Raw genomic sequence first — 26,849 nt, 5'->3', positions numbered from 1 at the left:
CCTGATAAAAAAACGCCTTGGCTGTGATAACCAAGGCGTTAGTTTTTCTTGGGGAAAAGTGCCCTGCTACCAGCTAAACATTTCCTTGATCCAGCCAGCTGGCTTGCTGCTATCGCAATAGGCTTTCACCGAGCCGTCCTTGTCCCATACCGGCAATGAATGCTGGCCAGCACAATCCCGTGCCAGCGTTCCATTTGCCATCCGCGAGTACTTGGCTGTTGTCAGCTGCTGCGGCCAATTCAGGCGCAGCGGCTCTGGGTAGCGGCGTTTGAGGTAATCGCTGTACAAGCGCAATGCACCTGACGAGCCGGTTAGGTTGACCGACTTGTTGTCATCGCGCCCAATCCATACTGTCACCACTTCCCGGCCGTCAACACCAACATACCAGCTGTCGCGGTTGCGATCAGTGGTTCCCGTCTTGCCTGCCAGTGCAGCCCAGCCAAATTGTGGCTGTAGGAACCGGGCAGTACCTTGCGAGACGACGTTTTTCATACCGTAAGTTGTCAGCCAGGCCGCCTGCTCAGGCACCGACTGGGTTGCCCTTGGCACGCTTTGGTACAACAAACTGCCTTGGATATCGACCACGGAGCGCAATGCCGTCAGCTCGGCCCGACGGCCGCTGCTTGCCACCGTCTGGTACATCTGGGTCACTTCGTATGGGGTCAGGGTAAATGCCCCAAGCAAAATTGCTGGCAATTTCGGTATCTCATTGCGATCCACCCCTAAGTCGACCATGGTGTCGATAACCTCATCAAGCCCCACCTGCATCCCGAGGTTCACCGTCGGCACATTCAACGATTTCGCCAAGGCGTAGTACAGCGGCACTTCGCCCCTGAACTTACGGTCATAGTTCCTCGGCTGCCAGCTGTTGCCGCGGCTACCGGAGAGTTTGATTGGCTTATCCTCGATGGTCGTCGCCAAGTCAAACGACTCAGGCTCGCGCAATGCTGCCAAATAAACCGCTGGCTTGACCAAAGAGCCTATCTGCCTACTGGCATCCAGCGCGCGGTTAAAGCCAGCATAACCAGGGCGGCTGCCACCAATCATGGCACGAATTTCCCCGGAGCGACGATCGGCGGCCACCATTGCAGTTTCAACCTTGGTCCCCGCCTTCTTGTCGAGTTGCGGGATCATGCCCAGCACCGCTTGCTCGGCCTCCTGCTGGGACAAGGGATCAAGGGTGCTGAATACCCTCAGACCAACGCCCGGGGTAAAGTTATCACCGACTTTTTGCTTCAGCTCTCGCTGCAACTGCTGGAAGTAAGCAGGCTGGCGGCTGGCAATACGCGGTCGGCTCTGCACATCCAGCGGGCGGGAAGCCGCTTGCTCGTATTGGTCCCCGTTAAGGATGCCGTTGTCCATCATCAGGCGCAGGATCAAATCACGGCGCTGGCGGGCCCGATCCGGGTTGCGCCAAGGATTGTAGTAGGACGGCCCCTTTGCCATAGCCACCAGCAACGCCTGCTGGTCAATACGTAGCTCCTGCAAAGGACGGCCAAAGTACAAACGTGCCCCCAGCGCAAAGCCGTGGACTTCCTTGCCGCCGTTTTGCCCCAGGTAGATCTCGTTGAGGTAAGCCTCGAGGATCCGATCCTTGTTGTAGCGATAATCGATGATCAGCGCGATATAGGCCTCGCTCAGCTTACGCCACAGGGTACGCTCGCGGGTCAGGAAGATATTCTTTGCCAACTGCTGGGTCAGGGTACTACCGCCCTGGACGGTGCGTCCGGCCTTGAGGTTGACCACCAAGGCACGGGCTATCGCCAGCGGGGATACCCCGTCGTGGTGGTAGAAATCCCGATCTTCCGTTACCAGCAAGGCTTCAACCAGCACTTCGGGGAATTGCTCGCGCGGCATAAAAATACGCTGCTCACCCTCGGTCGTGCCCAGCATCCCCAGCATCTTTGGCTCGATACGCAAGTAGCCCAGCTGGCGCTTGCTGCCCACTTCATGGATGCTTTTCAGCTCGTTATCGGAAAACGTCAGCATGATATGGCGTGCGCCCTCGTGGCCGTCGTCAAATTCAAACGGCCGGCGGATCAGCTCAATGCGGGTTGACGATGACGAGTACTCGCCATTGCGTTGCGGGGTATGCACCTTGTGGTATTTCAGCAAATCAAGCTCGCGCTTGACCTCGTTGAGGGTGATCGCCTGTCCCGGTTGCAGGTTAAGCACCCGCCCGTATACCACCGCAGGTAAGTTCCAAAGCTGGCCATCAAACTTGTCTCTCACCACATTGTCGAGGTAGATCCCCACCACCAGCAACACGGCGAACACCACAATGGCCACCTTGACACCAAAGCCAATCAGCCACTTGAGCCAGCGCGGCAAGCGAGATGGCTTCTTGCTTGGTTTCTTCCGGCTCCGGCTGGACTTGGCCAGTTTTTTCTTGGCCGTCGATGCCGCCTTGCGGCGCGTGGTTGTTTTTTTCGTTCCGGGCTTTGGCCCCGGCTTCTTTGGAGCCTGCGCCGCCGAACGCAACCCCAATAATTGACTCAATGGCAAAATTCTGTGTTCCCTAAATCCCAGCTTATTGCCAGCCGGGGCAATTCGAGTTTAACAAAGCGCAAAAGGTTGATGCTTCTGCTCTTCCCTGCCCTACATATACTTCTTCGTTTTTCGGGTCGGGGCATGGGTTGCCGGATCATCCGGCCACGGGTGTTTCGGGTAGCGCCCTTTCATTTCCTTCTGGACATCTTTGTAGGATCCCTGCCAAAAAGCGGCCAGATCTCGGGTGATCTGAAGCGGCCTTTGCGCTGGCGACAACAATTCTAGCACTACCGCCACCTTGCCATTGGCAATCAGCGGCGAAGATTGCTCACCAAACATTTCCTGCAGCTTCACCGCCAATACAGGCGCCTGTCCCACCTGGTAGCGAATAGGATAACGCGAACCGGTGGGCACCTGGTAATGGGTCGGCAAGGCTTCATCCAGCGCTTGCTTCTTGTCCCAACCAAGCTTGGCCTCCAATGCCGCTATCAGATCCAGCTTATCAAGCGCCTTGAGGGTTTTCATGCCATTCATATAAGGCAACAGCCACTCCTCGGCCGTTGCCAGCAAAGCCTCATCATCCATCGCCGGCAATACCAACTCCGGCAACCACTCATTGGCACAGCGCGCCCTTTCGAGCAGGTTTTCGGCAGACCGCTGCCACGGTAACACCTTCAGCCCCTTGCGAACCACCGCATTGAGCAGTGCCTCGCTGGCCTTCGCGGGATCTGGCTCTCCCATACTACGGCGTTCCAGCACCAACTTCCCGCAGCAAAGCTGCTTCTCGGCAGTCAGGCGGCCCTTTTTGTCATCCCAGTCCAGCCATTCCCGTTCGCAGAACAAGTGTGGCAGGGCTTGTTGCAGTGTGGCGGCATCGGCAGCCACCGCCGAGAAGATACGGCTATCCCCTTGGCGGGTCTTGACGATATCAGCCACCACCAAGAGGTTTTCATCGGCAAGCGGCTCGTCCGGCATCAACATCGCCCCTTGGCCGTTGGCCAGCTGGTAGCGGCTATCCCTGCCGCGGGACAGTGCAATCCGATCGGGAAAGCCCGCCGCCATCAGTGGCGCTATCCACTCCCGCGCCACAACCAATGTTGTTGAGGAATGGCCGTCCAGTTTACCTAAGTGCTGTTTCGCCCGTTGTAAGTAATGTCTGCTTTTCGGTAATTTACCGCTTTCCAGCATGCTCAGCTGGAAGTGCAAATCCGGATTATTCATTCCCCGCGGCGGCTCCTCCAGCAAAGCAACCAGCATCGCCGCCGTCGCGCCTGCCCCCGCGTCGTTGTCTTGCCCCATCAGCAGCATCGCGGCATGGCGGGGGTCGGCACCGAGCGACTGGATTGCCTTGCCCTTCTCGGTCAACTGGTTGCGCTCATCCATCGCGTCCAGCGAGCGCAGCAGACGGCGTGACTGGCCTAGCGCGATGGCAGGGGGCACATCTAACCACTTCAGCTCAGCGGCATCACTACAGCCCCATTGCGCCAGCTCCATCGCCAATGCGGTGAGATCTGCGCGTAAAATTTCAGGTTGCGGTGTTGCCGGTTGGCGGCTGAGTTGTTCCTCGCTGTAGAGCCGCAAGCAGATCCCCGGTTCAAGGCGACCGGCACGCCCCGCCCGCTGCTCGGCGGAAGATTGGGCAATCCTGACCGACTCCAGCTTGCTTATGCCGGTCTTCGGGTCCCATTGGGCAATACGCTCTAGCCCGCAGTCGACCACCAAACGGATCCCCTCAATCGTCAAGCTGGTCTCGGCAATATTGGTCGCCAATACCACCTTGCGCTTGCCCTTGGGCGCAGGCTCTATCGCTTGCTGCTGCTGGCTACCGGAAAGCTGGCCATAAAGCGGGCTGAGCAGAACATCATTGCCAACAACTGGTTCCAGTTGCTCTGCCAAGCGGCGTATCTCCCCCGCTCCCGGCAAGAACACCAATATCGAACCCGACTCGTGCGCAAGTAGCGAGGTGACTTCGCGACAAGTGGCTTCAATCAGGTTAACCGAGTCCGCCAGGCGCTTGTAACGGTGCTCGACCGGGAAACTGCGCCCCTGCGACTCGACATAGCCAGCTTCGGGCAACAGCTCACCCAATGCCTGCTCGTCCAAGGTGGCTGACATCACCAATAGCTTGAGGTCGTCACGCAGCGCTTCCTGCACCTCCAAGGCCAGCGCCAAAGAGGTGTCAGCATGGATACTGCGCTCATGGAATTCATCGAAGATTAGCAACGAGATCCCATCAAGTTCGGGATCTTGCTGCAACATGCGGGTCATCACCCCTTCGGTGACGATTTCTAGTTTGGTCTGCTTGCTGACCTTGGTCTCACCGCGTACGCGCAAGCCGACTGTCTGCCCCACCTTCTCTCCCAGTTGGGAAGCCAAGTAGGCCGCGATATTGCGGGCAGCAAGGCGGCGGGGCTCCAGCATCACAATCCGGCCGTCCAAGCCGGCCTGCTGTAACACAGCCAATGGCAAGCGGGTTGACTTACCCGCCCCGGGCGGGGCCTTGAGGATCAATTGCGAGCAGGATGCGAGTTGCTCGAGAAGCATGGGAAGAACGTCTTCGATAGGCAGCTGTGACAATGGGAACACCTTGTGTCATATTCAAACTAAGCTCTGCCATTGTACATCACCGCCATGAAAGAGAAAAAACAACGCCTATTCTTCGCCATTTCCCCGTCGCGCAACGCGCAAGACTTCAAACCCTTGTGCCAGCTATCACAACGCCTATCGGTGTTTGGCCGCCCCGTACCAACGAGCAACGTGCATGTGACCCTGGCTTTTCTCGGCGGGGTTTCTAGCCAGCAAACCGAGGCGATAAGGCGGGCAACTACTAGGCTCAACCCACCACCCGCCTTTACCCTAAACCTCGATACCCTCGGCTATTGGAAGCGAAGCAAGGTACTTTGGCTCGGCACCGAGTCGCCACCGCCCGCAATCCTTCAGCTCGCCGAGCAGTTGAAGTCGCTGGCTATCCAAAACGGTATCAACCAGGAAAGCCGTCCCTACCGACCCCATATCACATTGGCCAAGTCGGTGATCCAACGCCCGGCATCGCTTCCCGACAACCCCAAATTTAGCTTTCACTTCGACCACTTCGGCCTGTATATTTCAGAGTCGGTTGTTTGCGCCGGCCGCCAAGGCGTGCGTTATACCTGCCTCGAACAATGGCCGCTGCAACCGACTGGCACCCGATAAAACGACAACAACGAAGGCATAAGTATTCCCGTCAGCCGCCAAGGAATGAGATGAAATTTGATCCGACATTGCAATCTGCAACGTTAATTAAGCGCTATAAGCGCTTTCTAGCCGACATTGAACTGCCCGACGGCACAGTGAAAACCATCCACTGCGCCAACACCGGCGCCATGACAGGCTGTGCCGAGCCCGGCAACACCGTTTGGTACTCGACCTCCGACAACCCAAAGCGTAAGTACCCAAATAGTTGGGAAATATCACAGACCCCGGCGGGGGACATGATTTGTGTCAACACCGCGCAGGCCAACCGCCTGGTGGTAGAGGCGATAAATCAAGGCGCCATCACAGAATTAGCAGGCTATACGTCACTTCGAACCGAAGTAAAGTATGGTAGTGAAAACAGCAGGATAGACGTGCTTCTAGAGGCAGAAAACAAACCTGCCTGCTATATTGAAGTAAAAAGCGTTACGTTGCTTGAAAATGGAAGGGGATATTTCCCTGATGCTGTCACCACAAGGGGGCAAAAGCACATCCGCGAATTAATAGAAGTGGCACAAAGCGGACAACGTGCCATACTTTTTTTCGCAATTTTGCATTCAGGGATTGAAAATGTTGCCGCGGCACACCATATAGACCCGGACTATCACACTTTAATCCAACAGGCAGAACAGGAAGGCGTAGAAATCGTGTGTTACAAGGCGGTATTGAACCAACACGAGATTTACCTAGACAGTTGCATAAAATTCAACCAGTAGATCCCCCAAAGTGATGCTTTCTTCACATTGGTATACAATTGGATATATGCAGCAATTGCCACACTACCCCCTTTCTGCTATAGATACCGCCCAAATTTAACCAGTGACGGTTATTAGGTATATTAGGAGATGCTATATGCCAGAGAGCAAAGTTAAAAAATCGCTAGGCATCCTGGCTATTGCTGGGCTTGAGCCATATCAAGAGAAAGCTGGCGAAGAGTATATGGGTGAAGCGCAACTTGAGCACTTCCGCAAGATTCTTGGCGCTTGGCGTAACCAGCTTCGCGAAGAAGTTGATCGCACCGTTAACCACATGCAGGACGAAGCCGCAAACTTCCCGGATCCTGTTGACCGTGCAGCGCAAGAGGAAGAGTTCAGCCTTGAACTTCGCAACCGCGATCGCGAACGCAAACTGATCAAGAAAATTGAGAAGACACTGCAGCGCATCGAAGACGACGACTTTGGTTTTTGTGACTCGTGCGGTATCGAAATCGGTATTCGCCGTCTAGAAGCACGTCCTACAGCCGATCTATGTATCGATTGTAAAACGCTTGCTGAAATCAAAGAAAAGCAGATGGCAGGCTAATACCCCAAGGTATTCACTGACTACTGTATCAAGAGGGAGCGTCGGCTCCCTTTTTCATTTTTCCACGTTATCATTTGCAGCCAACCGGGAGCCCTTCCCCAACCGCCGTATTAGTTAGCTTATGAGTACAAACAAACATTATATTGGCCGCTTTGCCCCTTCGCCTTCAGGCCCGCTGCATTTTGGCTCCCTTGTCGCCGCGCTCGGTAGTTACCTCCAAGCACAGTCGCAGCAAGGCAGCTGGCTCGTGCGGATGGAAGATCTCGACCCGCCGCGCGAAATGGCCGGTGCCGCCGATGACATCCTCCATACCCTGGAAGCCTACGGCTTGCATTGGGACGGGAGCGTGATGTACCAAAGCCAACGCCATGAGGCCTACCAGGCCCAAATTGAGCAATGGCTGGCGCACGGGCAGGCCTATTATTGCCAATGTACTCGTAAGCAAATTAAGGAAGCGGGCGGCTTCTACCCCGGCACCTGCCGTGAGTTGCAGCAACCGGCAGCCAACAGCGCCATCAGGCTAAAAGTCGATGAGCCGGTCACCTACTTCGTTGACCGCCGCCATGGCCGTATCGAGATCCCGGCCGCGCTGGCACAAGAAGACTTCATCATCCGCCGCCGCGATGGGCTGTATGCCTATAATTTGGCTGTGGTGCTTGACGATATCGAGCAAGGGGTGACCGAGGTCGTGCGCGGTGCCGATCTCATCGAGCCGACCGGCCGCCAAATCGGCTTGTACCGCCTATTGGGCCAAACCGAGGTCAGCTACCTCCACCTGCCGCTGGCAGTCACAGAAAACGGCAACAAGCTATCGAAGCAAAACCACGCCCCGGCAATCGACAAGACGGCCCCCAAGCCCGCCCTGATGGCAGCGATGCGCTTTCTCGGCATGACGCCACCCGATGACTTATTGGCGTCAAATATCGACGATATCCTGCGCTGGGGCAGCGAAAATTGGCAGCTAGAAAGCCTGCCCGATTCCACAGCAGTGACGCTAGGATTCTAAAATGCGTTGCTGTGATATATGATATGCGGCTGTTTGTTGAACCCGAACCACATAAATGAGGTGTATTATCTTTAATCGAGTAGCCAGCTTTTGCCGTAAGGTATTGAATCGCGATAATAGTACTCTCGACAACGAGGAACTGGCCTTGCAAGTTTATCAGCGCCAAGAGCACGGTATTTCACGTAAAGATATCAGCGAAAACGCGCTGAAGGTCCTGTATCGCCTAAATAAGGCCGGTTATGACGCCTATTTGGTCGGCGGGGGGGTTCGCGATCTCCTTCTGGACAAACAACCGAAAGATTTCGACATTGCGACCAACGCCACGCCGGAAGAAATTAAGCAGCTCTTCCGTAACTGCCGCCTGATTGGCCGCCGTTTCCGCCTGGCCCACATTTTGTTTGGCCGTGATGTCATTGAAGTCGCGACATTCCGCGGCCACCATGCCGATGCCAAGCCCGCGCTTAAAGACAAGAAGCAGGTCTCGGCCCAGAGCCAAGAAGGCATGCTGCTGCGCGACAACGTGTATGGCACCATCGAAGAAGATGCCGAGCGCCGCGACTTCACTATCAACGCGCTTTACTACAGCATCAAAGACTTCAGCGTTACCGACTATGTCAACGGCGTTGAGGATCTCGACAACCGTATCATTCGCCTGATCGGCGATCCGGAAACCCGCTACCGCGAAGACCCGGTTCGCATGCTGCGTGCTGTTCGCTTCGCGGCCAAGCTGGATATGGACATCGAAGAGAAAACGGCCGAGCCGATTGTCCCGCTGTCGAACCTGCTGCAGGACATCCCGCCTGCGCGCCTGTTCGAAGAAAGCCTGAAGCTGCTGCAGTCGGGCAATGGTTTCGACACCTACAAGCTGCTACGCGAATACAACTTGTTCCAGCAACTGTTCCCGCTGCTATCCGAGCACTTCACCGAAGAGCAGGACAGCCAAACCGAGCAGATGATCGAACATATCCTTAAAGCGACCGATAAGCGCCTGGCTGAAGACAAGCGCGTCAATCCGGCCTTTATGTTTGCCGCGATGCTGTGGTACCCGATGGTTACCCGCGCCGAGGAAATTTCATTTGCCAGCGGCCTGTCATACTACGACGCCTTCATGGTGGCCTCGAACGACATCCTCGATGAGCAAGTAAAGACCATTGCGATTCCGCGCCGCTTTACCACTACGGTACGTGATATTTGGCAGCAGCAAATGCGCTTTAGCCGCCGTTCCGGCAAGCGTGCCTTCAAGATGATGGAGCACCCGAAGTTCCGTGCGGCGTACGACTTCCTGGAGATGCGCGGCAAGTTTGAAGACGATGAGATTGCCGAGCTCGCCAAGTGGTGGAACGATTTCCAGGCCGCCGATCGCAACCAGCGCGGTAAGATGGTGCAGGAAATCAATGGTGGAAGCACAGGCACCACCCGCCGCCGTCGCCGCCGCCCGCAACAGCGCCGCAAGAAACCACAGGCGAAATCCTCATGATCAGAGCCTATATCGCCGTTGGCAGCAACCTGAGTGATCCCGTCACTCAGGCCCAAAGCGCCATTGAAGCCTTAAAACAACATCCCGATCTCAAGGTGGTCGGGGTGTCATCACTGTACAGCAGCACGCCGATGGGTCCCCAGGACCAGCCTGACTACATCAATGCTGTTGTCGCTGTCGAGACCGAGCTCGCGCCGCTGGCGCTACTCGACTGTACCCAGTCAATCGAACAAGAACATGGCCGCGTTCGCAAAGCCGAGCGCTGGGGCCCGCGCACCTTGGATCTCGATATCGTCCTTTACGGCGATCTCGTGCACCAGTGCGAGCGCCTCACTGTGCCGCATTACGGCATGAAAGTACGTGAATTCGTGCTTTATCCACTTGCTGAAATTGCACCTGAGTTGGTTCTACCCGACAACACTGCCCTGCAAAGCTTGCTGGCAGAGGTAGACCGCAATGGCTTGACCATCTGGTCAAGCTAACCGCAGCTCAGGAGTTGAGGGAGAGAAAATGAAAAAAATCACAATTAACGACCTGATGAAGTGGAAGCAAGAAGGTCGTAAGTTTGCGTCTGTTACCGCCTATGATGCGAGTTTTTCCCAGCTTTTCGAGCAGCAGGGCATGCCTGTAATGCTGGTAGGCGATTCATTGGGAATGGTGCTTCAGGGCAAACCGGATACACTGCCGGTCAGTGTTGCCGATGTTGCCTACCACACGCGTTGTGTGCGTGCTGGCAGCCCGAACTCACTTTTGATGGCAGATATGCCATTCATGAGTTACAGCACCCCAGAGCAGGCTTGTGAGAACGCGGCAGAGCTAATGCGTGCCGGTGCCAACATGGTCAAGCTTGAAGGCGGGGCCTGGCTGGCAGAAACCGTCACCAAACTCACCGAGCGTGCTGTACCGGTTTGTGCCCACTTGGGCCTGACGCCGCAATCCGTCAATATTTTTGGCGGCTATAAAGTGCAAGGACGTGACTCTGACCACGCAGAGCAGATGGTAAAAGATGCTATCCTGTTGAAAAATGCGGGTGCCCAGATCATTTTGCTTGAATGCGTGCCAGCTAGCCTTGCAGAGCGCATCACGAAAGCCGTCGAAGTACCTGTTATCGGTATCGGTGCTGGTAACGTGACCGACGGACAAATTTTGGTCATGCATGACATGTTCGGGATCTCGGCAAACTACATGCCTCGTTTCTCCAAAAACTACCTGGCAGAGACTGGCGAGATGCGTGCAGCCGTAACCAAATACCTAGAAGATGTCGAGGCCGGTACCTTCCCGGGCCCAGAACATACCTTTGAATAAGGAATAAAGATGCAAACATACGCCGAGATTGCCCCGCTAAGAGAACAGATCCGCGTTTGGCGCCGCGAAGGCCGCCGGATTGCCTTTGTTCCGACCATGGGCAACCTGCACGAAGGCCACCTGACGTTGGTTCGCAAGGCCCGCGAACATGCCGATGTGGTTGTCGTCAGTATTTTTGTTAACCCGATGCAGTTCGACAAGGCCGACGATCTAAACAACTACCCTCGCACGATGGAAGATGATCTTGCGAAGCTAAATGGTGAGTCTGTCGAGGCCGTGTTTACCCCAACACCGGAGATCATGTATCCGGATGGTTTGGACCGCCAAACATTCGTTGACGTGCCGGGGCTTTCTACCATGCTGGAAGGCGCATTGCGCCCTAGCCACTTCCGTGGCGTGGCAACCGTCGTCACCAAGCTATTCAACATCGTCCAGCCTGACGCTGCCTGCTTCGGCGAGAAAGACTACCAGCAATTGGCGTTGATCCGCCAAATGGTGGCTGACATGGCGATGGACACCGAGGTTATCGGTGTGCCGACAGTCCGTGAAATGGACGGCCTGGCCATGAGCTCCCGCAATGGCTACCTGACTGTCGATGAGCGCCAGCGCGCCCCTGTTCTAGCCCGCACCATGCGCTGGATCAGCAGCCAAATCCGCGGCGGCCGCAACGACTACTCAGAGATCATTGTCGATGCCAACGATCAACTGCGTGCAGCAGGCCTTCAACCGGATGAAATCTACATTCGCGATGCAGCCAGCCTGCAACCGCTAACCGAAGAAAGCCAGCAGGCGGTGATCCTGATGTCGGCATTCCTGGGTAAGGCCCGCCTGATCGACAACCAGGTTATCGACCTGACTCCACCGGCACCCGCTGCTGAATAAGAGTTCATAACGACCAAGCACCCAAGGCCATGCATCATTGATGCATGGCCTTTTTATTTACAGCCATTTAACCTCCCAAGAACCATAAAATCACATGTCGAGATATTTCAATTTTAAAGATGCATTTTAATTGCAACTTTAAAATTGTGCCGTTATGATGCCTAAAAAAATCATCATACAATTATAGGTAAAGTCATGTCACAGCAGCCTCAATCGCATAACACCCACTTTCAACCACAGACCATAGCCGACCGCCTGGCATGGTACTTTGTTCTGTTGCTACGCACTTGTGCTGATCTCTTGTTTGGCAAGCGCTACGCCCATCGCGCAATCGTACTAGAAACCGTCGCCGCAGTACCCGGCATGGTCGGTGGCTTTTTCAACCACCTTAAAGCCCTGCGCCGGATCCGTGACGACGAGGGCTGGATCAAGGAGCTACTGGCAGAAGCAGAGAACGAGCGCATGCACCTGATGACCTTTATCGAGATCGCCCAGCCATCATTGTTCGAGCGCGGCTTGATCCGTGTTACCCAGGTGATCTTCCTGTGCGTGTACACCTTGATTTACCTACTTTCAGCCAAAACTGCCCACCGCATCGTCGGTTACTTCGAAGAAGAAGCGGTCCGTAGCTATGACAATTTTCTTAGCTATATCGACAACGGCACTATCGCCAACACCCCAGCGCCGCAAATCGCCCTTGATTACTGGAAACTGCCAGCCGATGCCACGCTAAGGGAAGTTGTTGTCGCGGTTCGTGAAGATGAAATGCATCACCGCGACCGCAACCATGGCTTTGCCAATGCTTACCACGCCAAGCAGACCCCGGCGCACATCTAAATACCCATAAAAAATCCCGGCTCGATGGCCGGGATTTTTATTTAGCTAGCAATCGGGCTAGGAACTAGGAACGAAGCCCGATACCACGCGAAATCAAGAAATAAACGATACTATAAAGCGCCACAGTGAACACGCCAAGCACCGCAAACGAGGTACCGATACCCACATCAGACACGCCCAGGAAACCGTAGCGGAAAGCGTTGACCATATAAACAATAGGGTTCAGCTTGGATACTGCCTGCCAAAACTCCGGCAACAGCGCTAGCGAGTAGAACACGCCGCCAAGGTAGGTTAGCGGTGTCAGCACGAAAGTCGGAATAATACTGATATCGTCAAAGGTTTTGGCGAAAACGGCGTTGATCAGGCCGCCCAACGAGAACACCACCGAGGTCATAAACACGGTTGCTACCACTACTCCTAGGTGGGCCACTTGCAAGTCGACGAACAGCAGCGACACCACAGAGACAATCAGGCCAACACCCAGCCCGCGCAAGACCCCGCCGCCAACAAAGCCAGCGATAATGATGTAGTTGGGCACCGGGGCGACCAGCAACTCCTCGATGTTATGCTGGAACTTGGCGCTGAAAAACGACGATGCCACATTCGAATAGGAATTTGTGATCACCGACATCATGATAAGGCCCGGCACGATGTATTCCATGTAGGTGAAGCCACCCATCTCGCCAATCCGGCTGCCAATCAGATTACCGAAGATAATAAAATACAGTGTCATGGTGATCGCAGGCGGTACCATGGTTTGCACCCAGATACGGGCAAAGCGGTTCACTTCCTTGGTGATCAGGCTTTTGAAGGCAATCCAATACTGCCGATTCATGATTGCGCTCCTGTAGGCTGTTTCGCGGCTTTGGCATTTGCCACCAAGGTGACAAACAATTCTTCAAGGCGGTTGGCTTTGTTCCTCATCGAAATCACATCGATACCTTGCTGGGTCAGCTGGGCGAAGACATGGTTGAGGCTGTCGCCCTTGCTGATGTCGACTTCGAGGGTATGGTTATCAGGTAGCTTCCACTGCACACCGTCAAGCTCCGGCTTGTTGCCGTTCAGCTTCACATCAAGGATGAAGGTTTCAACCTCGAGCTTGCTCAGCAGCGCTTTCATTGAGGTGTTCTCGACCAGCTCACCATGGTTGATGATACCGATATTGCGGCATAGCATTTCGGCTTCTTCCAGATAATGGGTCGTCAGGATGATAGTGACGCCCTCACCATTGATCTTGCGCAGGAACTCCCACATCGAGCGGCGCAATTCGATATCGACCCCTGCGGTTGGCTCATCCAAAATCAATAGCTTGGGCTCGTGCATCAAGGCACGGGCAATCATCAGGCGGCGCTTCATACCACCCGACAGGTTACGGGCGCGCTCGTTGCGCTTTTCCCACAAGTCGAGCTGGGATAGGTACTTCTTGGCCCGCTCCTTGGCCAATGGGCGCTCAACGCCATAATAGCCGGCCTGGTTCACCACAATCTGCTCGACGGTCTCGAACTGGTTGAAGTTAAATTCCTGCGGTACCAAGCCCAACTGCTTCTTGGCATCCACTTTCTGGCGATCGAGATCGTAGCCAAACACGCTAACCTCACCCGACGACTTGTTAACTAATGAGCTAATAATGCCTATTGTGGTCGATTTTCCTGCACCGTTAGGGCCTAATAGCGCGAAAAAATCGCCCTCTTTAACACATAGGCTCATGTTTTTCAGTGCATTAACGCCACCTTTATAGGTTTTGTTTAAATTTTTTATTTCCAATGCGTTCATAAAATGCGATCTTTATGTTAGAAACTTTCATCGGACAACTAATCCGATTTGCTATCGAACCAGCTTGTGTATAGTAAAGCCAGTTTTCATATCTATCAGAATTATCAATAGCCCTGATACATATGTGAATTGGTAGTACCGAACGGGCAACCTGTAATTCAATTCCAGGCACTTGCTTCGTAGGTATACGAATGTATCAAAGAAAGGCATTATCATGGCAGATATTAAACAGCTATTCGCAAACAACGTTTCTTGGTCCGAAAACATCAAGGAAGAAAAGCCTGAGTTTTTCACCCACCTTGCTAAGGCACAGCACCCCGAATACCTATGGATTGGTTGTGCAGACAGCCGCGTACCGGCCGAGCGCCTGACCGGGCTAGACTCAGGTGAGCTATTCGTACACCGAAACGTGGCAAACCAAGTGATCCACACCGATCTCAACTGCTTGTCCGTTGTCCAATACGCCGTCGACGTACTAAAAGTCAGACACATTATCGTCTGTGGCCACTATGGCTGTGGCGGTGTTACCGCTGCCATCGAAAACCCGCAACTTGGCCTGATCAACAACTGGCTACTGCATATCCGTGATTTGTTCCTCAAGCACCGCTCCGATCTTGGCCAGATGCCACGCGAAGAGTGGGACAACAAGCTTTGCGAAATCAATGTCGCCTCTCAGGTATACAACCTTGGCAACTCAACCATCATGCAGCAAGCGTGGGAGCGTGGGCAGCAGGTTAAAATCCACGGTTGGATCTACGGTATCGGTGACGGCAAGCTGCGTGACCTAGGGGTTACCGCAACGAGCCGAGAGTCACTGGAAGTCAGTTTCCAATCAGCAATGACAGAGATCCTGCCTAGCCTTGAAAAAGAGCTAGAGCGCTGATTTTATACCTAAGCTCATATAAAAAAAGCGACCCCTGGTCGCTTTTTTATTGCCCGAGAAGCAATTAACCTTCTAGCGGCACAACCTTACCGATGTATGGCAGGTGACGGTATTTCTGCGCATAGTCGATGCCCACGCCAACCACGAACTCATCCGGGATTTCAAAACCATACCAATCAACATCAACATGCACTTCACGGCGCTCTGGCTTATCAAGCAGCGTACAAATGCGGATCGAGTTTGGTTCGCGTAGGGATAGGATCTCACGCACCTTGTTCAGGGTATTGCCCGTGTCGATGATATCTTCAACCAAAAGTACATCTTTACCCTTGATGTCATCATCCAGGTCTTTCAGGATACGAACATCACGGTTGCTTTCCATGGTGTTGCCATAGCTCGATGCAGTCATGAAGTCGACTTCATGAGGAAGGTCAATTGCACGCGCTAGATCAGCCATAAACACGAATGAACCACGTAGTAGGCCTACCATTACTAGATTTTCCGAATCTTTGTAACACTCGGTAATTTGCTGTCCTAGCTCTTTTACTCGTGCCTGAACATCCTGCTCAGAAATCATTACTTCAACTGTATGCTTCATCTTTATCTCCATCAGAACGACTGCACCAGCCGCCTGTCGGCTTACGGTAAAACGGAAGCCTATTCTACCATCCATTGATGGGAATAGTTATTTTATCGATCCTGTCAATTATATGACACACATTGAGTAAAAGCAGTTTGAATACACTCAATTGCTCCTGTAAAGTTATCTGACAACTACTAATCATAAGCAAAACAAATACTTTAAAGCTAGGGAATAAGCCATATGGATACGATCGTAAAGAAAACTCGAACCCGCCTATCACCTGAGAAAAGGAAACAGCAACTTCTTGATTTTGCTCTTGAAGTGTTCGCCAGGCGCGGCATTGGCCGAGCTGGCCATGCTGATATAGCAGATATGGCAAACGTCTCTGTAGCAACGGTATTCAATTACTTTCCAACCCGTGAAGCCTTGGTTGAACAAGTGCTGGCCCAAGTGGAAAGTCGCTTTCACCTATTGCTAAAAGACAACCTCGACAGCGCTCAGCCAGTCGATATCCAGCTCACGGCGCTCTGCTACCAGTTGATTGATGATGTGATTGAGCAACAAGATTGGGTAAAAGTCTGGTTCGAATGGAGTACATCGGTACGCGATGAAATCTGGCCCTTGTTTGTCAGCAGCAACAAGAAAAGTTTTGAGCTGTTCGCAAAACTGTTCGAGCAAGCCGAGTTGGACTCGCCATTGTCGGCCAAAGAGCAAGCTTGGCAGTTCCAAGGGCTATGTTATGTGCTGTACCTACAAACCAACATCTCGCCTAACCGCGAGCAGATGCAGCAGCAGGCCGATATTCAAATTCGTACGCTATTTAGCAATAGCTAAGCTTGCCTCCTTTATCAACAACAAAGGCCAGCAAATGCTGGCCTTTTCTTTTTTCAACAAACTAAAACTAACTAAGCTAGCTTGCCGCAGCAAAGACAACGGGCTCGTGCGGCTCCAGCTCTACCTCGACCTTGTCGCCGATATTAAGGATCAGGTGCGAGTTCACGATCAGGCTGTGGCCCTGGAAGTCGACGGTATAACGGCAACTATCCCCCATGAACAATTGCTCGGTGATCGTCCCCACCCCGCAGCTCTGCGGCGTTACTTTCAAGTTTTGCGGGCGTAGCATCCACTCCACGTCGGCTTCAGACTCGTACGAGGCGCCATTGGCAATATGGATGTTGCCAAACGGCGTGGCCATCACCCCGTTGTTGGCGACCTTGGCCGGCAAGTAGGAGCCAGTTCCCAGAAACTCGGCCACAAAGCGGCTGCTCGGCTGGTAGTAAAGCTCGGTCGCACTGCCAAACTGCTCGATAACACCATTGTTCATCACCGCCATACGATCAGCAAATGCAAAGGCTTCCTCACGGCTGTGGGTGACGAAAATAGCGGTAACGCCCTGCGCCTTGAAGATACGGCGGATTTCTTTAATCAACCCGTGGCGAACCTGGGTATCGATGTTGGAAAACGGCTCGTCAAGCAAAATCAAGTCCGGCTCGCAAGCCAGCGCACGGGCAATGGCGACACGCTGCTGCTGGCCGCCCGATAACTGGTGAGGATAGCGCTTATCGAGGCCGGTCAAATGGACCAGCGTCAGCATCTCCTGGATTTTGGCTTCAACACGGGCCTTGTCCCAATCGCGCAAGCCAAAGGCGATGTTTTCCGCCACCGTCAGATGGGGGAACAGCGCATAGTCTTGGAAGATCATCCCGATATTGCGCTTCTCGGGCGGCAGCCAGGTTGTTTCATCGGCAATGGTGCGGCCATTGATATGGATCTCGCCGTTTTCCAGTGGCAGCAAACCGGCAATCGCCTTTAGCAAGGTGGTTTTACCACAGCCACTCGCCCCCAGTAAGCAGACGATTTCATTGTCCTTCACTGGTAACGACAAGTTTTCCAGTACCGCCAGACCATTGTATTTACAGGTCAGGTTAGTGACAGATAATGCATGGTTCATCAGTGTTTCTGCTCCAGAGAACGGTTAACCATGACCAAAGGGATCAGGCCAACGATAACCAGTAAGATCGCAGGCAGGGCAGCCAGCTCGAGCTGCTCATCCGATGCGAAGTTGAAAACATAGGTTGCCAAGGTTTCAAAGTTGAAAGGGCGCAGTAGCAATGCCGCATTCAGCTCCTTCATCGATTCGATAAAGACCAGTAAACCAGCGATCAAGCACCCACGGCGGATCAACGGCAAGTGGACCCGGCGCAGCATTGGCAGCGACGCGTAGCCCATGGTCTTGGAAGCCATATCCAGCGACGGCGGGATCTTGGCCAGGCTACTTTCGATACTGCCAATGGCAACCGCTGCGAAGCGCACCACAAAGGCGAAGATAATGGCAAACATGGTGCCGGAGAAAATCAAACCCGGGCGACCCAAGCCATTGGCTATGGTGAAATCGTTTAGCAGGTGATCGGCGCTGGTCAGCGGGATCATCACGCCAATCGCCAGTACCGTACCCGGCACCGCGTAGCCCATCGAAGAAATACGCACTGGTACCGCAGTAACGCTACGGCCATCAAGGCGGCGATAGAAGTTCACAATCAGCGCCAAAATCACCGCACATAGCGCGGCAATCAACGACACCTTGAGGCTATTGACGCTGTACTGCTGGAATTGGCTCGTCCAGCTGTCACCAAAATAGTGCCAGGCATAATAGCCCAGCTGCATGAGCGGGAACAAGAATGCCAGTGCAATCAAGCCCCAGCACCAAACCAAGGCCGCAATTTTCTTACCGCCGGTCAAGGTATAGCGAATATCATCGCCATGCTCGAATTCTTGCTGGAACAACTTCTGCTTGCGACGGCTAAAGCGCTCGGCGCTGATCAGCAAGAAGATCACCATCAGCATAATGGCTGAAATTTTGGCCGCCGCATTCAAGTTGGAGTAGCCCAACCAAGTATCGTAAACCGCAGTCGTCAGTGTATTGACCGCAAAATACTTAACCGTACCAAAGTCACCGATGGTCTCCATCGCCACCAAAGAGGCACCAACGGCTATTGCCGGCCTTGCCAGCGGCAGCGAGATACGGCGGAAACTCTCCCACGGTGAGCATCGCAGCAAGCGGGCGGATTGCAGCAAGCTGGTGCTTTGCTCCATAAAGGCAGCACGCACCAATAAATAGATATAAGGATAAAGCACAAGGGCCAAGACAAAGCAGGCGCCGCCTAGCGAGCGAATATTCGGGAACCAGTAGTCTTGCATCGTCTGCCAGCCAAAAATGTCCCGCAACAGGATTTGGATTGGGCCGGCATAGTCAAACCAGTCGGTATAGATATAGCCAATGATATAGCCCGGCATTGCCAGCGGCAGTACCAAAGCCCACTGTAATATTTTTTCGCCAGGCAAACGGCACATCGCCATCAACCAAGCGGCAGGCAAGCCAAACAACGCCGCCAGCAACATCGTGCCAGCAACCAATAAGAAGGTATTACTGGCATAAGTCGACATGACGGTGCCCATCAGGTGTGAGAACACCTCATCGGTTTCACCTATCGCGGTATAGAAAATAGCTAAGATCGGCAAAACCAGCAGTAGGGAAAGCCCCCAGCCGCTGGTCTGCCAGAATGTGTATTTTTCTTTCATTGCTTACTACTTAGTACCTTTTACAATCAACCTGTGGCACTACGGCTTCTAAAAACCAGAAGCACAATAAAACCCTTTAAACTCGAAGGGTGAAGCTACCATAAGTCATTGGAAAAAGTACTAAGCCTTAAGCAAAAAAGGGGCACGAAGCCCCTTTTTTTGTAACAACTTATAGATCAAACTTCACTTCGTCTAGAAGCTTGATAGCCGTGCTGTGGTACTCTGCGATTTTGTCTAGAGAAACATCATCGGCATCGAAATCACCCCAAGATGCCACTAGCTCAGAGCGCTTAACACCCTCTTTAACCGGGTACTCGAAGTTCACTTCCGCGTACATTTGCTGTGCTTTATCAGCCGTTAGGAATTCCATCAGCTTAAGCGCGTTTTCTTGGTTAGGCGCGTATTTCGCCATCGCCATGCCACTGACGTTTACGTGAGTGCCGTTTGCTTTCTGGCCTGGGAAGTTGATGTAAACCGCTTCAGCCCAAGACTTCTGCTTCTCATCGTTAACCATCTTACCTAGGTAGTAGCTGTTACCGATAGCCAGATCACATAGGCCTTCTTTCACGGCTTTAACCTGAGCACGGTCGTTACCCTGTGGCTTACGCGCTAGGTTAGCCTTAACGCCTTCCAACCACTCTTTCGCTTCAGCTTCACCGTGGTGAGCAATCATCGAAGACACTAGAGAGATGTTGTACGGGTGCTTACCAGAGCGGGTACAAATCTTACCTTTCCACTCAGGATCAGCCAGATCAGCATAATCAAACTCTGCAGGAAGCTCGCCAACACGATCACGTGAAGAGTAAACGTTACGCGTACGTAGCGTTAGAGCAAACCACTCATCTTCGTCATCACGGAATTGTGCTGGTACATTTTGGTCAATAACTTTGCTGTCAACAGCCTGTACAAGCTCTTTGTCTGATAGCTCAACTAGGCGACTAATATCAGTAGTCAAGATAACGTCTGCTGGGCTGTACTGGCCTTCTTGTTGTAGTTTCTCAGCCAAGCCTTCTTTAGCAAACTTAACATTCACCTTGATACCAGTTTCATCGGTAAATTCCTTGAACATAGGTTCTACCAAGAATGGCTGACGGTATGAATAAACGTTTACTTCTTCTGCCGCGGTAGCCGCTTGTGGAGCAGCTAGACCAAATAGAATTGCCGATGCCAACAGCTTTTTCATTATAATTTCCCTTAAATGCAAAAATTAATGATAACGGTTATCAATAACACAGTGATTATACTGTAGCAGCTATGTAAAACAATGCACAAAAAAGAAAAAACGCTACAAACTTGTAACGTTTTTTAAAGATGTGAACTAGATATATGTTACTGATTTCTTAACTGCATTTCCTTATACCCTAAGGAAATTTCTAATCGGTCAATAAGCTTATTTCACACTCACAAACTCTGGATAGGCATCGATGCCGCAGTCGTGCAGGTCCATGCCCGCCAACTCTTCTTCCTCTGTTACTCGGATACCGATTGTGTACTTCAGTACAGCCCATACCGCCAAGCTTGCGCCGAATACCCAAGCGAAGATAACTGCCGCACCTAGCAGCTGCGCGCCAAAGCTAGCATCTGCATTGCTTAGCGGTACTGCCATCAAGCCAAGGAAGCCACACACACCGTGAACTGAGATAGCACCAACCGGATCATCGATTTTCAGCTTGTCTAGCGCGATGATGCTAAATACAACCAAGTTACCTGCTACCGCACCGATAACCACAGCGGCTAGCGGGGATGGTGATAGCGGGTCGGCAGTGATAGCAACCAAGCCAGCCAACGCACCGTTGAGGATCATGGTCAGGTCAGCTTTACCCCAAGTGGTTTTACACACAGCCAACGCTGCAATGGCACCCGCTGCTGCCGCCGCATTGGTGTTCAGGAAGATTTGGCCAACCGCCGTCGCGTTCTCAAAGTCAGATACCATTAGCTGAGAGCCGCCGTTGAAGCCGAACCAACCGAACCACAAGATGAAGGTACCCAAGGTTGCCAGTGGCATGTTCGAACCTGGAATTGGGTAGATAGCACCGTTTTTACCGTATTTACCCTTACGCGCGCCCAGTAGCAGTACACCCGCCAATGCCGCAGCCGCACCAGCCATGTGAACAATACCCGAACCCGCAAAATCGCTAAAGCCCGCTTCAGCCAGGAAGCCACCGCCCCAAGTCCAGTAACCTTCCATCGGGTAGATGAATGCCGTCAATACAACCGAGAAGATCAGGAACGACCATAGCTTCATACGCTCAGCCACCGCACCGGATACCACCGACATTGCCGTTGCCACAAACACCACCTGGAAGAAGAAGTCAGATTCCAGCGAGTGGTCGGCCCCTTCGGCTTGGGTGCCAATCAGTGCGCCAATCGACGGTAGCCAGCCACCTTCGCTGTTATCGACGTACATAATGTTGTAGCCCACAATAAGGTAAGTGGTACAGGCGATAGCGTACAAACAAATGTTCTTGGTTAAAATTTCAGTGGTATTCTTTGAGCGTACCAACCCCGCCTCAAGCATGGCAAATCCAGCAGCCATCCACATCACCAGCGCACCAGACATCAAAAAGAAAAATGTATCGAGTGCATAACGCAGCTCGGTAACGGTTGTCATCAATTCCATAATCTTTTTCCCCTACTCATTCATTCTTATAAGGCTTCTAAATCTGTTTCACCGGTACGGATACGCACGGCATGGTCCAGGTCGTAAACAAAAATCTTGCCGTCACCAATCTTGCCGGTTTGCGCCGCTTTCGAGATGGCGTCTACAATCGCATCCAGGTTGTCTGCCTGGGTCGCAATCTCCAGCTTGACCTTTGGTAGGAAATCCACCTGATACTCCGCACCGCGGTAAAGTTCTGTATGGCCTTTTTGGCGGCCAAATCCCTTGACCTCCGAGACTGTCATCCCCTCGACCCCTACATCAGCTAAGGCTTCGCGAACATCGTCTAATTTGAAAGGTTTGATTATTGCGTTGATTAGTTTCATTGCCTGCTCCTAAAAGTCGGATTTCCTTCCCATCTTGGTAAGTTAACAAACAAGCAACATGCCAACTTTTTTAGTCTTTATTTATCAGCCACTTAGATTTGCGGGACGTAAAAAGCAAAAAAGGGCCGCACCAATAAGGTGCAGCCCTTTCACCGAAAAGAAGCATTCAGGTCAAGAATGGTTACCCATGCTCAGAAACGGGTGACAAATGCCCGCCAAGCTTGCAAAACCTGTTCGAAATCTTCAAACCCACACAAGGAGACCGACTCCTCATCGTAGAAATCCATATCTTCTTCAAGCTCGGTATCATCTTGTGAAAACAAGAAATTAGCTTGAATAAGCGCCTCATTGTCCTGCAGGCTCAAGGTCAGTTCATCGCCGACCAAACGCCACTCCTGGGTGCTGTTTTTTAGTGCACCAAGCTGGAACACCACCTCGTCCATGCGCTCGAAGTTCTTGCCAACCTCCTCGACCAGCCAACGGCCCAATGCCTCATGGCCCATCGAGAACGTGGCATGATAGCTACCATCCAAGGTATTCTTCTTAAAATCGTAATCCATAGCTATCCTCTTGATTAATACCGAACATACAAAAGCCGATGGTGATAAACTGGCTCAGGGCATACTGTTACTGCAATACCACCCCGAATCAATACTGGGTATTACTAGTTAGCATAAGCGAAGCGCACATTTTCAGGATCTAGGACAGAAATGCAACTTAATGGGACCATCGCCCGACAAATCGTCGAGCGGGCAATGAAAATCATTCACCATTCCGTCAATGTCATGGATGAATACGGCCGTATTATCGGCTCCGGCGATCCTTCACGGCTCAACGAACGCCATGAAGGTGCTATCCTGGCCATCAACGACAACCGGGTGGTCGAGATAGACCATGCCACCGCGCAGCAGCTCAAGGGGGTAAAACCCGGGATCAACTTGCCGATCCGCTTCCAGCAGCAAACAATCGGTGTGGTGGGGGTATCCGGCGATCCGGCCCTTGTGCGCAGCTATGGCGAATTGGTGAAGATGACGGCGGAGTTGATCGTCGAGCAGGAAGCCTTAATGTCGCAGATCCAATGGAACAAGCGCCACCGCGAAGAATTGGTGTTGCAGTTGATCCGCGGCAGTGAGCTGAACGAAGCCCAGTTGCTGTCGATCGCCCAAAAACTCAGCCTCGATCTCGATCAACCGCGTATAGCCGCCATTGTAAAAGTCCTGCCCTCTAAGGGCGAAAGCCTTTCGCTTGAGCACCTACAAAAAATGGTGCATCTGCTCGAGTACCCAGAGCGCGACAACCTGGTTGGTATTACCTCGGTTTCAATGAACGAGATAGTCGTACTCAAACCAATCAACCTCACCAAGGAAGGCTGGTCGCGCGACCTCGAGCAAAAACGGGTCAATAAACTGATGCGCCGAGTGGCCAAGGAAAGCGAATTTTCGATTCAAATCGCCCTTGGCGAATACTTTCCCAACCTTCACGGCCTTGCCCGCTCTTATCAAACCGCCCAGGCAACCTTGGAATCAGCCACCAGCGATGATTCTGTCTTGTTCTACCAAGATTGCATCCTGCCTGTAATGCTCAGCGGGCTCAAACAAGACCCTTGGCGCCATGAACAGCTCCAGCAGCCGCTTGTACTACTCAAGAAAAGTGACCCCCGTGGCATATTGCTAAAAACCCTCAAGACATATTTTGCGCAAAATTGTGACTTGGCTCAAACTTGCCAGGCGCTGCATATCCACCGCAATACCCTGCGTTACCGGCTAGAGCGTATCGAGCAAGAAACACGCTTAAATTTCAATAACATAAGTGATACCACCTTGCTTTATTTGGCATTGATAAACCAAAGATAAAAACAATAAATTGTGCATTTGCACAATTTATTGTTCCCTTCCCCATGTTTTTTTGTCGCTGCGCCTAAAGCGAAACCCCACCGTTCGAAGTACATTTCATCTTAGTAAAAGTTAAGTTGTATTTACTTTCTGAAGTACGGAATAAAACCATGGTAGAAGTATCAACCCTAGGTGCCCTTGCCGCCCTAGTCGTGGCCATTAGCCTTATCCTCAAAAAAGTCCCGCCAGCCTATGGCATGATTATTGGTGCCTTAGTCGGTGGTATTGTTGGCGGCGTATCGTTAACAGACACCGTTGATCTAATGATTGGCGGTGCCCAGGGGATCGTCACAGCGGTATTACGTATCCTCGCCGCAGGTGTGCTGGCAGGCGTGTTGATTGAATCCGGTGCTGCTACTTCTATTGCCGAAACGATTGTTAAAAAAGTGGGTGAGACCCGAGCATTATTGGCGCTTGCTGTCGCGACCATGATCCTAACAGCCGTGGGCGTTTTTGTTGATGTGGCTGTTATCACGGTCGCACCTATTGCGCTTGCCATCGCCCACCGTGCCGATCTTTCGAAAATGGCGATCCTACTTGCCATGGTTGGCGGCGGTAAGGCCGGTAATATCATGTCGCCAAACCCCAATGCCATCGCTGCCGCTGATGCATTCAACGTACCGCTAACATCGGTAATGGCCGCAGGTATTATTCCAGGCTTATTCGGCATGGCATTCGCCTACTTCATTGCCAAAAAGTTGGTAAACAAAGGCAGCAAAGTACAAGGACACGAGGTAGTCGCTGTAGATCATAGCCGACTACCAAAATTCAAGGCGGCGATCGTCGCGCCGCTGGTTGCCATCGCCCTGCTGGCGCTTCGCCCAATTGCCGGTATCAATGTTGATCCATTGATCGCCTTACCGCTTGGCGGCCTTGCCGGTGCCATGGTAATGGGCCGATTCCGCGATACCAACCACTTCGCAGTTTCCGGCCTGACCCGTATGGCTCCCGTTGCAGTAATGCTACTGGGTACCGGTACCTTGGCGGGGATCATCGCCAACTCCGGCCTGAAGGACGGCCTAATCGATCTCTTGACCGTATCGGGACTACCGTCATACCTGCTTGCCCCTATTTCAGGCTCGATGATGGCGCTGGCAACCGCATCGACCACAGCAGGTACTGCTGTTGCCGCCAGCGTATTTAGTACCACCATTCTTGAGCTGGGTGTGCCTGCACTGGCTGGTGCCGCCATGATCCACGCCGGTGCCACGGTGCTTGACCATATGCCTCACGGCAGCTTCTTCCATGCCACGGGTGGCGCGGTGCATATGGACATTAAAGAGCGCCTAAAGCTCATCCCGTATGAATCCGCTGTCGGTCTGATGATCGCTGTGGTTTCGACCCTTATCTTCGGTGTATTTGGCTTCTTCGTTTAAGGAACAGAACTATGAAAATTGTAATCGCTCCAGACTCATACAAAGAAAGTTTAACCGCCATGGAAGTGGCAACAGCGATTGAGGCAGGCTTTCGCCAAGTGCTGCCTGATGCAGAATACATCAAGCTACCGATGGCCGACGGCGGTGAGGGCACGGTGCAATCTTTGGTTGACGCCACCGGTGGCGATCTCGTTGAGTGCCGGGTAACCGGGCCGCTTGGGGAGCAAGTCAATGGTTTCTACGGCGTTATGGGCCACGGCAAAACCGCCATTATCGAAATGGCGGCGGCATCCGGCCTCCACTTGGTTACGCCTGAATTACGCAACCCAATGAAAACCACCACCTTCGGTACTGGTGAGCTGATCCTCGACGCGCTAGATAAGGGCGCCCAACACATTATCGTGGGGATCGGCGGCAGCTCGACCAACGATGGCGGTATCGGCATGGCGCAAGCCCTGGGTATTCGCCTATTGGACGAAAACGGCAACGAGGTCGGCTTCGGTGGCGAGGCGCTGGCACAAATCCGCACGATTGATACCAGCAAGGTCGATCCTCGCCTTGCCGATATCAAGCTTGAAGTGGCATGCGATGTAGACAACCCGCTATGCGGCCCGAAAGGGGCTTCCCATGTTTTCGGCCCGCAAAAAGGCGCAACGCCAGAGATGGTGGCGCAACTGGATACCAACCTTGCCCACTACGCAGAACTTATCAAGGCTCAGCTTGGCAGGGACATCAAAGACACGGCTGGCGCAGGTGCCGCTGGTGGCCTTGGCGCCGCCCTATTGGGCTTGTTTGAGGCAAGCTTGCGTCCCGGCATCGAGATCGTGATGGACGCGGTTAACCTGAAAGAGGTTGTCGCTGACGCCGATCTGGTGATCACCGGCGAAGGCCGTATCGACAGCCAGACCATCCACGGCAAGACCCCTATCGGTGTCGCCCGCACAGCCAAGCGATACAATGTGCCAGTGATCGGCATCGCCGGTAGCCTGTCAAATGACTGCGACGTGGTTTACGATCACGGCATTGATGCCGCCTTTAGCGTGGTATCGGGTGCCATGAGCCTACAAGACGCCCTCGATGGCGCGGCGTTCAATGTCCAGGCCACGGCACGCAATGTTGCAGCAACCATGATGCTAGGCAAGCGCTAGCTTCTAGCCCGCTGTAACCCAGTATTCAAAGAGGTGGCTTTGCCGCCTCTTTTTGTATCCATACCACCTTGCCAACTTTCACCACCCTGCCAACCCTCGA

Annotated in this window: 25 protein-coding genes; 14 read left to right on the top strand and 11 right to left on the bottom strand. The window is 52.9% G+C overall.

Annotation, left to right across the window (positions count from 1 at the left end):
• Nucleotides 1-66: 66 nt before the first annotated feature.
• Together mrcB and hrpB are read right to left on the bottom strand one after the other, a co-directional pair.
• Nucleotides 67-2,499: a penicillin-binding protein 1B gene (gene mrcB, locus C9I98_RS15835; RefSeq protein WP_420848104.1), complete on the bottom strand. Its 2,433-nt coding sequence runs from the start codon at nucleotides 2,497-2,499 to the stop codon at nucleotides 67-69.
• A 99-nt stretch (nucleotides 2,500-2,598) separates the two neighbouring features.
• Nucleotides 2,599-5,067, bottom strand: a complete 2,469-nt coding sequence (gene hrpB, locus C9I98_RS15830; RefSeq protein ID WP_107272200.1) for an ATP-dependent helicase HrpB — start codon at nucleotides 5,065-5,067, stop codon at nucleotides 2,599-2,601.
• Nucleotides 5,068-5,121: 54 nt separating this feature from the next.
• On the opposite strand from hrpB, the gene thpR reads away from it, so the two are divergent.
• The 9 genes from thpR (at nucleotide 5,122) to C9I98_RS15785 (ending at nucleotide 12,530) form a co-directional block, all read left to right on the top strand.
• Nucleotides 5,122-5,682: an RNA 2',3'-cyclic phosphodiesterase gene (thpR, locus tag C9I98_RS15825; RefSeq protein ID WP_146153882.1), complete on the top strand. Its 561-nt coding sequence runs from the start codon at nucleotides 5,122-5,124 to the stop codon at nucleotides 5,680-5,682.
• A gap of 50 nt (nucleotides 5,683-5,732) precedes the next feature.
• Nucleotides 5,733-6,437 (top strand): DNA/RNA nuclease SfsA, encoded by a 705-nt coding sequence (gene sfsA / locus C9I98_RS15820; RefSeq protein ID WP_036825014.1) that lies wholly within the window; start codon nucleotides 5,733-5,735, stop codon nucleotides 6,435-6,437.
• Between the two features lie 136 nt (nucleotides 6,438-6,573).
• Nucleotides 6,574-7,023 carry an RNA polymerase-binding protein DksA gene (gene dksA / locus C9I98_RS15815; RefSeq protein WP_036825016.1) on the top strand — a complete coding sequence of 150 codons (450 nt, stop codon included), beginning with the start codon at nucleotides 6,574-6,576 and terminating at the stop codon, nucleotides 7,021-7,023.
• A gap of 121 nt (nucleotides 7,024-7,144) precedes the next feature.
• Nucleotides 7,145-8,029 carry a tRNA glutamyl-Q(34) synthetase GluQRS gene (gluQRS, locus tag C9I98_RS15810; protein WP_036825018.1) on the top strand — a complete coding sequence of 295 codons (885 nt, stop codon included), beginning with the start codon at nucleotides 7,145-7,147 and terminating at the stop codon, nucleotides 8,027-8,029.
• A gap of 55 nt (nucleotides 8,030-8,084) precedes the next feature.
• Entirely contained in the window at nucleotides 8,085-9,506 is a 1,422-nt protein-coding gene (gene pcnB / locus C9I98_RS15805; protein ID WP_081878989.1) for a polynucleotide adenylyltransferase PcnB, read from the top strand.
• On the top strand, nucleotides 9,503-9,988 hold the full coding sequence (gene folK / locus C9I98_RS15800; protein ID WP_036825022.1) for a 2-amino-4-hydroxy-6-hydroxymethyldihydropteridine diphosphokinase: 486 nt from the start codon (nucleotides 9,503-9,505) through the stop codon (nucleotides 9,986-9,988). Before pcnB ends, folK begins: the two co-directional genes overlap by 4 nt.
• A 28-nt stretch (nucleotides 9,989-10,016) precedes the next feature.
• On the top strand, nucleotides 10,017-10,811 hold the full coding sequence (gene panB, locus C9I98_RS15795) for a 3-methyl-2-oxobutanoate hydroxymethyltransferase (RefSeq protein WP_036825023.1): 795 nt from the start codon (nucleotides 10,017-10,019) through the stop codon (nucleotides 10,809-10,811).
• Nucleotides 10,812-10,820: 9 nt separating this feature from the next.
• Nucleotides 10,821-11,693 carry a pantoate--beta-alanine ligase gene (panC, locus tag C9I98_RS15790; RefSeq protein WP_107272198.1) on the top strand — a complete coding sequence of 291 codons (873 nt, stop codon included), beginning with the start codon at nucleotides 10,821-10,823 and terminating at the stop codon, nucleotides 11,691-11,693.
• A 195-nt stretch (nucleotides 11,694-11,888) separates the two neighbouring features.
• Nucleotides 11,889-12,530: an alternative oxidase gene (locus tag C9I98_RS15785; RefSeq protein WP_036817123.1), complete on the top strand. Its 642-nt coding sequence runs from the start codon at nucleotides 11,889-11,891 to the stop codon at nucleotides 12,528-12,530.
• Nucleotides 12,531-12,594: 64 nt separating this feature from the next.
• Here C9I98_RS15785 and C9I98_RS15780 read toward each other — a convergent pair whose 3' ends face one another.
• Together C9I98_RS15780 and C9I98_RS15775 are read right to left on the bottom strand one after the other, a co-directional pair.
• A complete protein-coding gene (locus C9I98_RS15780; RefSeq protein ID WP_036817126.1) occupies nucleotides 12,595-13,365 on the bottom strand; it encodes an ABC transporter permease in 771 nt (256 codons plus the stop codon).
• Nucleotides 13,362-14,303 carry an ABC transporter ATP-binding protein gene (locus C9I98_RS15775; protein WP_036817129.1) on the bottom strand — a complete coding sequence of 314 codons (942 nt, stop codon included), beginning with the start codon at nucleotides 14,301-14,303 and terminating at the stop codon, nucleotides 13,362-13,364. Before C9I98_RS15775 ends, C9I98_RS15780 begins: the two co-directional genes overlap by 4 nt.
• Nucleotides 14,304-14,517: 214 nt before the next feature.
• Between C9I98_RS15775 and can the strand changes: the two genes are divergently transcribed.
• Nucleotides 14,518-15,186, top strand: a complete 669-nt coding sequence (can, locus tag C9I98_RS15770) for a carbonate dehydratase (protein WP_036817132.1) — start codon at nucleotides 14,518-14,520, stop codon at nucleotides 15,184-15,186.
• Between the two features lie 64 nt (nucleotides 15,187-15,250).
• On the opposite strand, the gene hpt is transcribed toward can, so the two are convergent.
• Nucleotides 15,251-15,784, bottom strand: a complete 534-nt coding sequence (gene hpt / locus C9I98_RS15765) for a hypoxanthine phosphoribosyltransferase (protein ID WP_036817134.1) — start codon at nucleotides 15,782-15,784, stop codon at nucleotides 15,251-15,253.
• 225 nt (nucleotides 15,785-16,009) lie between these two features.
• Between hpt and C9I98_RS15760 the strand changes: the two genes are divergently transcribed.
• A complete protein-coding gene (locus tag C9I98_RS15760; protein WP_036817136.1) occupies nucleotides 16,010-16,603 on the top strand; it encodes a TetR/AcrR family transcriptional regulator in 594 nt (197 codons plus the stop codon).
• 76 nt (nucleotides 16,604-16,679) lie between these two features.
• Here the strand turns inward: C9I98_RS15760 and C9I98_RS15755 are convergent, their stop codons facing one another.
• From C9I98_RS15755 to C9I98_RS15730, 6 genes are all read right to left on the bottom strand, one after another.
• On the bottom strand, nucleotides 16,680-17,720 hold the full coding sequence (locus tag C9I98_RS15755; RefSeq protein WP_107272197.1) for an ABC transporter ATP-binding protein: 1,041 nt from the start codon (nucleotides 17,718-17,720) through the stop codon (nucleotides 16,680-16,682).
• Nucleotides 17,720-19,348, bottom strand: a complete 1,629-nt coding sequence (locus C9I98_RS15750) for an ABC transporter permease (RefSeq protein ID WP_036824478.1) — start codon at nucleotides 19,346-19,348, stop codon at nucleotides 17,720-17,722. Before C9I98_RS15750 ends, C9I98_RS15755 begins: the two co-directional genes overlap by 1 nt.
• A gap of 169 nt (nucleotides 19,349-19,517) precedes the next feature.
• Nucleotides 19,518-20,531, bottom strand: a complete 1,014-nt coding sequence (locus tag C9I98_RS15745) for a Fe(3+) ABC transporter substrate-binding protein (protein WP_036824481.1) — start codon at nucleotides 20,529-20,531, stop codon at nucleotides 19,518-19,520.
• A 207-nt stretch (nucleotides 20,532-20,738) separates the two neighbouring features.
• Nucleotides 20,739-21,968: an ammonium transporter gene (locus tag C9I98_RS15740; protein WP_107272196.1), complete on the bottom strand. Its 1,230-nt coding sequence runs from the start codon at nucleotides 21,966-21,968 to the stop codon at nucleotides 20,739-20,741.
• A gap of 26 nt (nucleotides 21,969-21,994) precedes the next feature.
• On the bottom strand, nucleotides 21,995-22,333 hold the full coding sequence (locus tag C9I98_RS15735; RefSeq protein ID WP_036832809.1) for a P-II family nitrogen regulator: 339 nt from the start codon (nucleotides 22,331-22,333) through the stop codon (nucleotides 21,995-21,997).
• Nucleotides 22,334-22,524: 191 nt separating this feature from the next.
• The gene (locus tag C9I98_RS15730; protein ID WP_036832807.1) at nucleotides 22,525-22,893 is read right to left on the bottom strand and encodes a YacL family protein; all 369 of its coding nucleotides are present in this window, start codon (nucleotides 22,891-22,893) and stop codon (nucleotides 22,525-22,527) included.
• Between the two features lie 150 nt (nucleotides 22,894-23,043).
• On the opposite strand from C9I98_RS15730, the gene C9I98_RS15725 reads away from it, so the two are divergent.
• The 3 genes from C9I98_RS15725 to C9I98_RS15715 all read left to right on the top strand — a co-directional run bounded on the left by C9I98_RS15725 (nucleotide 23,044) and on the right by C9I98_RS15715 (nucleotide 26,749).
• Entirely contained in the window at nucleotides 23,044-24,186 is a 1,143-nt protein-coding gene (locus tag C9I98_RS15725; protein WP_036832805.1) for a sugar diacid recognition domain-containing protein, read from the top strand.
• A 149-nt stretch (nucleotides 24,187-24,335) separates the two neighbouring features.
• On the top strand, nucleotides 24,336-25,601 hold the full coding sequence (locus C9I98_RS15720; protein WP_036832804.1) for a GntP family permease: 1,266 nt from the start codon (nucleotides 24,336-24,338) through the stop codon (nucleotides 25,599-25,601).
• An 11-nt stretch (nucleotides 25,602-25,612) separates the two neighbouring features.
• Entirely contained in the window at nucleotides 25,613-26,749 is a 1,137-nt protein-coding gene (locus C9I98_RS15715) for a glycerate kinase (RefSeq protein ID WP_036832802.1), read from the top strand.
• Nucleotides 26,750-26,849 lie beyond the last annotated feature (100 nt).

The organism is Photobacterium sanctipauli, assembly GCF_003026495.1.
Classification (GTDB): Bacteria; Pseudomonadota; Gammaproteobacteria; order Enterobacterales; family Vibrionaceae; genus Photobacterium; species Photobacterium sanctipauli.
The sequence above is the reverse complement of the archived record's forward strand: the minus strand, read 5'-3'. Positions and strand labels throughout refer to the sequence as shown.